General features: G+C 69.1%; 9 protein-coding genes and 1 riboswitch. All 9 genes read left to right on the top strand.

The features are described 5' to 3' along the window. Nucleotides 1–350 precede the first annotated feature (350 nt). Nucleotides 351–725: a hypothetical protein gene (locus AB0N89_RS36120; RefSeq protein WP_364214545.1), complete on the top strand. Its 375-nt coding sequence runs from the start codon at nucleotides 351–353 to the stop codon at nucleotides 723–725. 281 nt (nucleotides 726–1,006) lie between these two features. After that, a riboswitch (glycine riboswitch) is annotated at nucleotides 1,007–1,111 on the top strand. 43 nt (nucleotides 1,112–1,154) lie between these two features. After that, entirely contained in the window at nucleotides 1,155–3,986 is a 2,832-nt protein-coding gene (gene gcvP, locus AB0N89_RS36125; RefSeq protein WP_364214548.1) for an aminomethyl-transferring glycine dehydrogenase, read from the top strand. 8 nt (nucleotides 3,987–3,994) lie between these two features. Next, the gene (gene gcvT, locus AB0N89_RS36130) at nucleotides 3,995–5,086 is read left to right on the top strand and encodes a glycine cleavage system aminomethyltransferase GcvT (protein WP_364214551.1); all 1,092 of its coding nucleotides are present in this window, start codon (nucleotides 3,995–3,997) and stop codon (nucleotides 5,084–5,086) included. Nucleotides 5,087–5,103: 17 nt separating this feature from the next. After that, complete coding sequence (gene gcvH / locus AB0N89_RS36135; RefSeq protein ID WP_005160456.1) at nucleotides 5,104–5,481, top strand: glycine cleavage system protein GcvH; 378 nt, start codon at nucleotides 5,104–5,106, stop codon at nucleotides 5,479–5,481. Between the two features lie 3 nt (nucleotides 5,482–5,484). Next, entirely contained in the window at nucleotides 5,485–6,753 is a 1,269-nt protein-coding gene (gene glyA, locus AB0N89_RS36140; RefSeq protein WP_364214554.1) for a serine hydroxymethyltransferase, read from the top strand. Beyond that, nucleotides 6,750–7,751 carry a lipoyl synthase gene (lipA, locus tag AB0N89_RS36145; protein ID WP_364214557.1) on the top strand — a complete coding sequence of 334 codons (1,002 nt, stop codon included), beginning with the start codon at nucleotides 6,750–6,752 and terminating at the stop codon, nucleotides 7,749–7,751. Before glyA ends, lipA begins: the two co-directional genes overlap by 4 nt. A gap of 16 nt (nucleotides 7,752–7,767) precedes the next feature. Beyond that, nucleotides 7,768–9,141, top strand: coding sequence for an L-serine ammonia-lyase (locus AB0N89_RS36150; RefSeq protein WP_364214560.1), 1,374 nt, complete (start codon nucleotides 7,768–7,770; stop codon nucleotides 9,139–9,141). A gap of 30 nt (nucleotides 9,142–9,171) precedes the next feature. Then, nucleotides 9,172–9,894: an FCD domain-containing protein gene (locus tag AB0N89_RS36155; protein WP_364214563.1), complete on the top strand. Its 723-nt coding sequence runs from the start codon at nucleotides 9,172–9,174 to the stop codon at nucleotides 9,892–9,894. Between the two features lie 71 nt (nucleotides 9,895–9,965). Next, nucleotides 9,966–11,888, top strand: coding sequence for a transglycosylase domain-containing protein (locus AB0N89_RS36160; protein ID WP_364214566.1), 1,923 nt, complete (start codon nucleotides 9,966–9,968; stop codon nucleotides 11,886–11,888). Nucleotides 11,889–11,967 lie beyond the last annotated feature (79 nt).

Genomic DNA, 11,967 nt, shown 5'->3' on the forward strand with positions numbered 1-11,967 from the left:
TACACTTTTGAGAGTTGGGGGGGAATGTGGTTTTGGGCCTCCTTGAGGGACCCAGAGTCCCTCAAGGAGGCCTTCACGGACTTGCGTCGGCCGCCGCACTCGGGCCCAAGGGCCGAAAGACGCTTTCCTCTCGTCTCACGCGGTGAAGGCTCCTTTCAGCCCGTGCCCGGCTCTCCAGCTCGCCGCGATCAGGCACCTACCTGAGCCACCTCGAAGAAGGGGGCTTCATGTACTTCCGTCGCCTTCACTCGTCCCGGTGGCTGGGATGGCGGGCCGCTGACCTGCGCTGTAGTTCTGGGACGCGGAACCGCCAGGTTCCGCGATCCGAGAAAGCGCGGGAGGCACGGAGAATGACCCGGCAGATGAGCACCGCCATGCGCGACTGCATCGACCTGTGCAACGAGTGTCACGTCAGGTGCGAGGAGATGATGACGCGCTGCATGGAGGCCGGCGGCGCCAAGCTCGGCATGATGATGGTGACCTGCGCGGACATGTCCCGCATGTGCGCCGACATGATGATGCGCTGCTCGGCCATGATCGCCGACCTCGAAATGATGCGCATGTGCGCGAAGATGTGCGGGCTCGCCTCCCAGATGATGCGCCTGTGCGCCCAGGAGTGCGCCAAGACCGGCGACCCCGAACTCGCCGAAGCCGCCGACATGATGACGCGCTGCGCCGAGCTCTGCGGCACCATCACCGCCGAGATGATGATGGAGAACGCGTAACTCGCGTGACCAGGCCCGTAACTCGCGTGATCAGAGCCGGAACTCACGAGTTCCGGCTCTGATCACGCGAGTGCCGTCCCGCCGGGCACGTCGAGTGTCCGGGCGAACGGGACAAGTGACGTGCTCCGCCAGAAGTAGACGGGCGCTGAACACGCCAGGTACGGTGTGCGCACAACTGCAGATCGGGCCGTCGAGCTGGAGCGGGAGAGCCCCCACGAACGTGGTGGGGCACCGAAGGAGCAAACTCCCCGGAATCTCTCAGGTACCCACTACCGCTTCCGCGAGGCCACTCTGGAAAGCAGGCGCGCAAGTGCGCCTCACCCAAGGTGAAAGCCGTCCTGTCCACGGGCGGTGAAACTCTCAGGTGCCATGACAGAGGGGGAGTTCCCAGCGCACCGGTCTATCCGGCGCCTGACCCAAGGAGCTCCCTTGACCAGTACGTCCTTCGACGACCGGCACATCGGCCCCTCGGAGTCCGAGCAGGCCAAGATGCTCGCCGAGGTCGGCTACGGCAGTCTCGATGCCCTGGTGCAGGCCGCGGTGCCGTCCGCGATCCGCGTCACGCGCGACCTCGAACTCCCGCCCGCCGCGTCCGAAGAGGACGCCATCGCCGAGCTTCGCGCGCTCGCCGCGCTCAACAAGCCGATGACGCAGATGATCGGCCTCGGCTTCCACGACACCGTCACCCCGGCGGTCATCCGCCGCAACGTGCTGGAGAACCCGGCCTGGTACACGGCGTACACGCCGTATCAGCCGGAGATCTCGCAGGGCCGTCTCGAAGCCCTCCTCAACTTCCAGACCATGGTCTCCGAGCTGGCCGGTCTCGCCACCGCGAACGCCTCCCTGCTCGACGAGTCCACCGCCGTCGCCGAGGCCGTCATGCTGATGCGCCGCGTGTCGAAGGCGAAGTCGAACAAGGTCGTCCTCGACGCCGAGTGCCTGCCGCAGACCATCGCCGTCGTGCGCACCCGCGCCGAGGCCATGGGCGTCGAGGTCGAGGTCCGCGACCTGCTCACCGGCCTGCCGGAGGAGTTCTTCGGCGTCGTCGTCCAGTACCCGGGCGCTTCCGGCGTGCTGCGCGGCGCGGGCTTCTACTCCGCCATCTCCGAGACCGCGAAGGCCGCCGGCGCGCTGTACACGGTCGCCGCCGACCTGCTCGCCCTCACACTGGTCACCGCGCCGGGTGAGTTCGGCGCCGACATCGCCGCCGGGTCGACCCAGCGCTTCGGCGTCCCGCTCGGTTACGGCGGACCGCACGCCGGGTTCATGGCCGTCCGCGCCGGGCTCGAGCGTTCGCTGCCGGGCCGTCTCGTCGGTGTCTCCGTCGACGCCGACGGCAACCCCGCGTACCGCCTCGCCCTGCAGACCCGCGAGCAGCACATCCGCCGCGAGAAGGCGACGTCGAACATCTGCACCGCGCAGGTCCTGCCCGCCGTGCTCGCCGCGATGTACGCGGTCTACCACGGCCCGGACGGCCTCAAGCGCATCGCGACCCGCGTCCACGAGCTCGCCGCCGGACTGGCCGGGGCGCTGCGCGCGGGCGGAGTCGACGTCGTCCACGAAGGCTTCTTCGACACCGTCCTCGCCCGCATGCCCGGCCAGGCCGAAGCGGTCGTCGCGGTCGCGCGCGAGAACGGGATCAACCTCGGCCCGGTCGACGCCGACCACGTCCGCATCGCCGTCGACGAGGTCACCACGCCCGCGATCATCGCCAAGGTGCTCAACGCCTTCGGTGTCGACACCCCGGCCGCCGACGCCCGCGCGCTGCCCAGCGGCCTGAACCGCGAGAGCGACTACCTCACCCACGAGGTCTTCCACTCGCATCGCTCCGAGACCGCGATGCTGCGCTACCTGCGAAGCCTTTCGGACCTGGACTACGCGCTCGACCGCGGCATGATCCCGCTCGGCTCTTGCACGATGAAGCTCAACGCCACCACCGAGATGGAGCCGATCAGCTGGCGCGAGTTCGCGGGCATCCACCCGTTCGCCCCCGCCGACCAGGCCGAGGGCTACCACACCCTGGTCGAGCAGCTGTCCGGCTGGCTGGCCGAGGTCACCGGCTACGACAAGGTGTCGCTGCAGCCGAACGCGGGCAGCCAGGGCGAGCTCGCCGGTCTGCTCGCGATCCGCGCGTACCACCGCGCCAACGGTCAGGCCGAACGTGAGGTCTGCCTGATCCCGTCGTCCGCGCACGGCACGAACGCCGCCTCCGCGATCATGGCCGGGATGCGCGTCGTCGTGGTCAAGTGCACCGCCGAAGGCAACGTCGACCTCGAAGACCTGCGCGCCAAGGTCGACGCCAACCGCGACACGCTGTCCGCGATCATGGTGACGTACCCGTCCACCCACGGCGTCTACGAGCACGGTATCGACGAGCTGGCCAAGATCGTCCACGACGCGGGCGGCCAGGTCTACGTCGACGGCGCGAACCTCAACGCGCTGCTGGGGCTGGCCAAGCCGGGCGAGTTCGGCGGCGACGTCTCGCACCTGAACCTGCACAAGACCTTCTGCATCCCGCACGGTGGCGGCGGCCCCGGGGTCGGCCCGGTCGCGGTCCGCGCGCACCTCGCGCCGTACCTGCCGAACCACCCGCTGCTGGAGCAGGCCGGACCCGAAACCGGCGTCGGCCCGATCAGCGCCGCCCCGTACGGCTCGGCGTCGATCCTGCCGATCTCCTGGGCGTACGTCCGCATGATGGGCGCCGGCGGCCTCACCGCCGCGACCCAGGTCGCGGTCCTCGCGGCGAACTACGTCGCCAAGCGCCTCAACCAGCACTACCCGGTGCTGTACACCGGTCAGGACGGCCTCGTCGCCCACGAGTGCATCCTCGACCTGCGGGGGCTCACCAAGGAGACCGGCGTCAGCGTCGACGACGTCGCGAAGCGCCTGATCGACTACGGTTTCCACGCCCCGACCATGTCGTTCCCGGTCGCGGGCACGCTGATGGTCGAGCCGACCGAATCCGAGGACCTGGGCGAGATCGATCGCTTCATCGCGGCGATGATCGCCATCCGCGCCGAGATCGACGCCGTCGCGCAGGGCAAGTGGGCCGCGGACAACAGCCCGCTGCGCAACGCCCCGCACACCGCCGAGACCCTGGTCGGTGACTGGGACCTGCCGTACGACCGCGAACTGGCCGTGTACCCCGCCGGGGTGAACCGCAAGTCCAAGTACTGGCCCCCGGTGCGCCGCATCGACGGAGCGCGCGGGGACCGTAACCTCGTCTGCTCCTGCCCGCCGCTCAACGCCTACGAGAACTGAGGCACTTGATGTCGAAAGAGACGTCCCTGCACGGAGTCCACAAAGGACTGGGTGCGCTGTTCACCGACTTCGCGGGCTGGTCGATGCCGATCCGCTACAGCAGTGAGCTGGCGGAACACAAGGCGGTCCGCGAGACCGCGGGCCTGTTCGACCTGTCCCACATGGCCGAGATCGAGGTGACCGGCCCACAGGCCGCCGACGTCCTCGACTTCGCGTTCGTCGGCAACCTGTCCGGGGTCAAGCCGGGCCGGGCGCGCTACACGATGATCTGCGACGAGAACGGCGGCGTGCTGGACGACCTGGTCGTCTACCGCCTCGCCGACGAGAAGTTCCTGGTCGTGGCCAACGCGGGCAACGCCGCCGTGGTCGCGGAGGCGCTGGCCGAGCGGGTCTCGGGCTTCGACGCCGTCGTCGACAACAAGTCCGAGGACGTCGCGTTGATCGCCGTCCAGGGCCCGAAGGCCGTCGAGATCCTGGGCGCCGTCACCGACGCCGACCTGGGCGCGCTCAAGTACTACGCGAGCGTCCCGGCCGTCGTGAAGGGTCACGACGTCCTGCTCGCCCGCACCGGCTACACCGGCGAGGACGGCTTCGAGCTGTACGTCCCGGCCGGTGAGGCTCCCGCCGTCTGGCGCATCCTCACCGAGGCCGGCGAGCCGCACGGTCTGCTCCCGGCCGGTCTCGCCTGCCGGGACACGCTGCGCCTCGAAGCCGGCATGCCGTTGTACGGCAACGAACTCAGCCTCCAGCTGAGCCCGTTCGAGGCCGGTCTCGGCCGCGTGGTCAAGTTCGAGAAGCCGAACGACTTCGTCGGCAAGGCCGCCCTGGAAGAACTGTCCAAGAAGGACGTTCCCCGGGTCCGCGTCGGGCTCAAGGGCTCCGGCCGCCGCGCCCCGCGCCACGGCTACACCGTCCTGTCCGGCGAGACCGAGATCGGCGAGGTCACCAGCGGCGCCCTGTCGCCGACCCTGGGCTACCCGATCGCCATGGCCTATGTGGATCGGGAGCACTCCGAGCCCGGCACCGAGCTTTCCGTCGACATCCGGGGCCGTATCGAGCCCGTCGAGGTCGTCGCCCTGCCCTTCTACTCCCGCGCCTGAAAGGCCCTTGAACGACCATGAGCATCCCCCAGGACCTGAAGTACACTAAGGAACACGAGTGGCTGAACGTCGTCGACGGCGTCGCCACCGTGGGCATCACCGCCTTCGCCGCCGAGTCGCTCGGTGACATCGTGTTCGTGCAGCTCCCCTCGGTCGGCGACACCGTCACCGCGGGCGAGGTGTTCGGCGAGGTCGAGTCGACCAAGTCGGTCAGCGAGCTGTACGCACCCGTGGACGGCGAGGTCGTCGAGGTGAACGAGGCCACAACGGACACCCCCGAGCTCATCAACTCGGACCCGTACGCCGAAGGATGGCTCCTGAAGGTGCGTCTGTCCGGCGACGTGCCCGCCCTGCTCGACGCCCAGGCGTACGCCGTCCTGACCCAGGAGAACTGACCTATGTTCAACGCCGCCCTGTCCGACGTGGACCCCGAGGTCGCCACCGCCGTCGCGGCCGAACTCGACCGGCAGCAGTCGACCCTGGAGATGATCGCCTCGGAGAACTTCGCCCCGGTGGGCGTGCTCGAAGCGCAGGGTTCGGTGCTGACCAACAAGTACGCCGAGGGCTACCCCGGCCGCCGCTACTACGGCGGTTGCGAGCACGTCGACGTCATCGAGCAGCTGGCGATCGACCGCGCGAAGGCCCTCTTCGGCGCCGAGCACGCCAACGTCCAGCCGCACTCGGGCGCGCAGGCCAACGCCGCCGCCATGGTCGCGGTGCTCAACCCCGGCGACACCATCCTCGGTCTCGACCTCGCCCACGGCGGTCACCTGACCCACGGGATGAAGATCAACTTCTCGGGCAAGCTCTACAACGTCGTCGCCTACCACGTCGACAAAGAGACCGGGATCGTCGACATCGAGGAGATCGAGCGCCTCGCCAAGGAGCACAAGCCGAAGCTGATCATCGCCGGCTGGTCGGCGTACCCGCGTCAGCTCGACTTCGCCGAGTTCCGCCGCATCGCCGACGAGGTCGGCGCGAAGGTCATGGTCGACATGGCGCACTTCGCCGGTCTCGTCGCCGCCGGGCTGCACCCCAGCCCGGTGCCGTACGCGGACATCGTCACCACGACCACGCACAAGACCCTCGGCGGCCCGCGCGGCGGCATCATCCTGTCGCGTCAGGAACTCGCCAAGAAGATCAACTCGGCGGTGTTCCCCGGCCAGCAGGGCGGTCCGCTGGAGCACGTCATCGCCGCCAAGGCCGTCGCGCTCAAGATCGCCGCGAGCGAGGAGTTCCGCGAGCGTCAGCAGCGCGTCCTCGAAGGCGCGAAGATCCTGGCCGACCGCCTCTCGCGCACGGACTGCGCCGAAGCGGGCGTCCGCGTGCTGACCGGCGGCACCGACGTGCACCTGGTGCTCGTCGATCTGGTCAACTCCACTTTGGACGGTCAGCAGGCCGAGGACCGGCTGCACTCGGTCGGCATCACGGTCAACCGCAACGCCGTCCCGTTCGACCCGCGCCCGCCGATGGTCACCTCGGGCCTGCGGATCGGCACCCCGGCGCTGGCGACCCGCGGCTTCGGCGCCGAGGACTTCGCCGAGGTCGCCGACATCATCGCCGAGGCGCTGCGCCCGGACTTCGACGAGGCCCTGCGCCAGTCGCTGTCCGCCCGGGTCGAACTGCTGGCCAAGAAGCACCCGCTGTACGCGGACCTCGACCGATGAGCGCGCTCCCCGAGGGGCGCAAACTTCTCCGGCTGGAAGTCCGCAACGCGCAGACCCCGATCGAGAAGAAGCCGCCGTGGATCAAGACCCGCGCGCGGATGGGCCCCGAATTCACCGAGCTGAAGGGCCTGGTCAAGCGCGAAGGCCTCCACACCGTGTGTGAGGAGGCCGGTTGTCCCAACATCTACGAGTGCTGGGAAGACCGTGAGGCCACGTTCCTGATCGGTGGTGATCAGTGCACGCGTCGGTGTGACTTCTGTCAGATCGACACAGGCAAGCCGGAGGCGCTGGACACGACCGAGCCGCGCAAGGTGGCGGAGTCGGTGCAGGCCATGGGGCTGCGCTACTCGACGGTGACCGGTGTAGCGCGTGACGATCTGGAGGACGGTGGCGCGTGGTTGTACGCGGAGACCGTGCGTCAGATTCACGCGTTGAACCCGGGTACCGGTGTCGAGTTGCTGATCCCGGACTTCAACGCGGATCCCGACCAGCTGGCCGAGGTGTTCGGCTCCCGCCCCGAGGTGCTCGCGCACAACGTGGAGACGGTGCCGCGGATCTTCAAGCGGATCCGTCCCGGGTTCCGGTACGCGCGGTCACTGGAAGTCATCACCAAGGCCCGCGAAGCCGGCCTGGTGACGAAGTCGAACCTGATCCTCGGCATGGGTGAGACGCCGGAGGAGGTGGCTCCGGCGATGAAGGACCTGGTCGACGCGGGCTGCGAAATCCTGACGATCACCCAGTACCTGCGGCCTTCGCCTCGGCATCATCCGGTGGACCGCTGGGTCAAGCCGGAGGAGTTCGTCGAGCATTCGAAGGCCGCCGAAGCGATGGGTTTCGCTGGTGTGATGGCCGGGCCGCTCGTACGCTCGTCGTATCGGGCCGGTCGCCTTTTCGCGCAGACGAAGGCTCATCGCGGCGAACCGCTGTCGGAGAACCTCGCCCATCTCGCCGCCGAAGGCCCCGCGGCCCAAGAAGCCAGCTCCCTGCTGGCCAGATAGGAAGGAGGGCAGATCAATGGCGATCAGCGTCTTCGACCTGTTTTCGATCGGCATCGGCCCCTCCAGCTCCCACACGGTGGGCCCGATGCGCGCCGCACTGACCTTTGTGGACGGTCTGGCCGTCGACGGCGACCTCGCCGCCACGACGCGTGTCCAGAGCGAGCTTTTCGGCTCGCTGGGCGCGACCGGGTTCGGGCACGGCAGCGACAAGGCCGTGCTGCTCGGGCTGTCGGGGGAGCGTCCGGAGGAGATCGACACCGACACGGTGCCCGGCAAGATCGCCGAGATCCGGGAATCGTGCCGCCTGAAGGTGCGCGGTGAGCACGAGATCGTGTTCACCGAGGACACCGACCTGACGATGCACCGGCGGAAGTCGTTGCCGGCGCATCCGAACGGGATGATCTTCCGCGCGTTCGACGCCGACGGGAAGGTGCTGCGCGAGCGCACCTACTACTCCGTCGGCGGTGGCTTCGTGCGCGACGAGTCCTACGAGACCGACACTGTCGTCGTCGAGGACTCGACGAAACTGGAGTTCCCGTTCCGCACCGGCGCGGACCTGCTGAAGCACTGCGAGGACACCGGGCTTTCGATCAGCGAAGTCATGCTGCGCAACGAACTCGCGTGGCGCACGCGCGAGGAGATCCGCGAAGGGCTGCTGGAGATCTGGCAGGTCATGGCGGAGTGTGTGCGCAACGGCTGCGAGCACGAAGGCGTCCTGCCGGGCGGCCTGAAGGTGCCTCGTCGCGCGAAGGCGTTGCACGAGAAGCTGCTCGCCGAGGACGGCGTCGGCGATCCGCTGTACGCGATGGACTGGGTGAGCCTGTACGCGCTGGCGGTCAACGAGGAGAACGCCGCGGGCGGCCGGGTCGTCACCGCGCCGACCAACGGCGCGGCGGGGATCATCCCGGCGGTGCTGCACTACTACCAGCGGTTCATCCGGGGCTCGTCGGACGACGGCATCGTGACGTTCATGCTCACCGCGGGCGCGATCGGCTCGATCCTGAAGCAGACGGGCTCGATCTCGGGCGCCGAGGTCGGCTGCCAGGGTGAGGTCGGCTCGGCCAGCGCGATGGCCGCCGCCGGGCTCACCGAGGTCCTCGGCGGCTCGCCGGCGCAGGTGGAGAACGCCGCCGAGATCGGCGTCGAACACCACCTGGGGCTGACCTGCGACCCGGTCGGCGGGCTGGTGCAGATCCCGTGCATCGAACGCAACGCCGTCGGCGCGTCGAAAGCGATCCACGCCGCGCGGATGGCGATGCGCGGCGACGGTTCGCACGTCGTGACGCTCGACAAGGCGATCAAGACGATGCGCGAGACCGGCGCCGACATGAGCGTGAAGTACAAGGAGACGGCGCGCGGCGGCCTGGCCGTCAACGTCATCGAGTGCTGACCCCGATCGCAGGCGGCCTAAACTGGAAGGGTGGAGTCGAGCACGGTCGCGAACGCGGGTGACGCGCTGTTCCGCCCGGTGCGCGCGGGCAACGCCTTCGAGGAGACCGTCGAAAGGCTGCTCCAGGCGATCCGGCTGGGCGTGGTGGGCGCGGGGGAGCGCCTGCCCTCCGAACGCGAGCTGGCCGAGCGGCTCGGGGTCAGCCGGGTGACGCTGCGCGAGGCGATCCGCGCGCTGGCCGACGCGGGTTACGTCGAGTCACGGCGAGGGCGGTACGGCGGCACCTTCGTCAACGACGTCCTGCCCGACCCGCCCGCCGCCGACGGCCGGAACGTCGACAATGCCACTTTGGAAGACGCGCTCGGCCTGCGGCACGTCCTGGAGACCGGTGCCGCCGAGATGGCGGCGTCACGGTCCCTCAGCCCGGCGGACCGGCAGCACCTGACCAGCACGCTCGCCGAGGCAGCGGCGGCCGACGTCGGCGACTACCGTCGCAAGGATTCGCGGCTGCACCTGGCGATCGCCGAGGTCACCGCGTCCGGCTCGCTGACCACGGCGATGGCCGACGCGCGGATGCGGGTCAACCAGCTGCTCGACATGATCCCGCTGCTCGAACCGAACCTGGAGCACTCCAACGCGCAGCACGAGGCCATCGTCGACGCGATCCTCGCGGGCGACCCCGAGGCGGCCCGGCGGGCGATGACCGAGCACGTCGAAGGCACCGCTTCGCTGCTTCGCGCTTTCCTGGCCTGACCGGGGCGGGCGAGGACACGATTAGGTGATTTTCCCACAACCTTTTCACTCGTCCGGGCGTCTAAGCCGGTGTGGAGAACCCGGATGACGCGACCGCACCCGAGTCTGAGCCCACGGCGATCCCCGAGCCGAAACCGAAGAAACGCAGGTGGCGCCGGGTCGCCGCCTGGTCGCTCGGTCTCCTGATCGGCCTCCCGGTGGTCGCGTTCGGGCTCGCGTACGTCCTGCTCGACGTCCGCAGCCCGCAGGAGGTGCTCGCCGACCTCGACAAGACCGTCATCCTGCAGAACGCGGACGGTTCCGAGCTGCTCAAGGTGATCCCGCCCGGTGGGGACCGGCAGTTCGTGGCCTACGACGCCGTCCCCTCGAAGCTGCGCGACGCGATCATCGCGACCGAGGACCCGACCTTCTGGGACAACGAGGGCTTCGATCCCACCGGAGCCGCCCGCGCACTGGTGACCGGCGTCGGTGGCGGCTCGGGGATCACCCAGCAGTACATCAAGAAGTCCACCGGGAACGACGACGCCACCCTCCTCCGCAAGTTCTCCGAACTGGTGCTCGCCACGAAGATCACCCAGCAGCAGACCAAGAAGGAGATCTTCTCCAGCTACGTCAACATCATCTCGTTCGGCCGCGGCACCTACGGCCCGGCGTCGGCGATGAACGCCTACTTCGGCAGGCCGCTCGACGACTCGATGACCTGGAGCGAGGCCGCCTTCCTCGCCGGCATGATCCAGTCGCCGTCGGTGCACGACCCGTTCGCGTCCTCGCACGACCACGCCAGGAAGCGCTGGTCCTACGTGATGAACAAGCTGGTCACACGGGGCTACGTCAGCCAGGCCGAGGCGGTCACCATGACCTATCCGGGGGACGCGATCCAGCCGCCGTCGGAGACCCGCGCGGGTCGCGTCACCTACGAGCAGTACCACCTCAAGCAGCAGGTCCTGGCCGAGCTGGAGCAGGTCGGCTATCCGCTGGACCGTCTCCGCGGCGGCGCGATGAAGGTCGAGACGACCATCGATCCGCGTGCCCAGGCCGACGCCGAGAAGGTCGTCAAGGAGCGGTTGCAGGGGCAGCCGGAGCACTTCCGCGCCTCGCTGGTCGCCGTCGAACCCGGGACCGGCGCCATCCGCGCCTACAACGGCGGCGGCTGGAGCGTGCACGACTACGCCGGCACCCCGCACGGCACCGGTTCGGTCTTCACCCCGTTCACCCTCGCCGCCGGTCTCGAACGCGGCGTCAACGTGAACGAACCGCTGAAGCCACCCGGCCGGGTCGATTTCCTCGGCGAGACCTTCACTTTCCAGGACCAGTGCGGCGAGACGGGGAAGTGCACGCTGCGCGAGGCGATGGGACGCGACGCCCAAGGCCCCTTCGTCGACCTGGCCAAGAAGCTCGGCGCGGAAGCCGTCCGGGACGGCGCCCGCGCGGCCGGGATCCCCGACACCGTCGATGGCGCGGCGACCTTGCGCGAGAAGGACGGCTTCCTGATCGGACCCGGCATCGCGGTCGGCCGGTATCCCTTGCGGCCCAGCGACATGGCCGGCGCCTACGCGACCTTCGCCGCCGACGGCATGCGCGCCACCCCGCATCTGGTGTCGAAGATCCGGGACGAGAACGGCGAAGTCGTCTGGGAACGCCCTTCGGACAAGACTCCCGCGTTCAAGGACGACGAGGCGCTGAGCCGCCGGATCGCGGGCACCGTCAGCCAGGTGCTGGCCACCGGGCTGAAGGACCGCCCGGCCGCCCTGAAGACCGGCGCCTTCCAGTACAACGAAACCGACGACAACGCCGGGGCCTGGGCGGTCGGGTACACGCCGCGGCTTTCGACGGCGGTCTGGGTCGGGTCGGACGAGCCGCGCCGGATGCGGGACGCCGCGGGACAGAAGCTGACCGGCAAGACGATCCCGGCCGACGTGTGGCAGCGCTTCATGAACGGCTTCCACCAAGGACTTCCGGCGCGCGGGCCCGCACCCGCCGAACGCCCGCGCTGATGAGGAGCGGGTCCGGCTGGTCGTGAGTGGCGTTTCGGGTTAGCCCGCGCGACGAATTCGGGCGCGCCACACTTCTCAC

The sequence above is a fragment of the Amycolatopsis sp. NPDC089917 genome (genome assembly GCF_040684635.1).
Lineage (GTDB): Bacteria > Actinomycetota > Actinomycetes > Mycobacteriales > Pseudonocardiaceae > Amycolatopsis.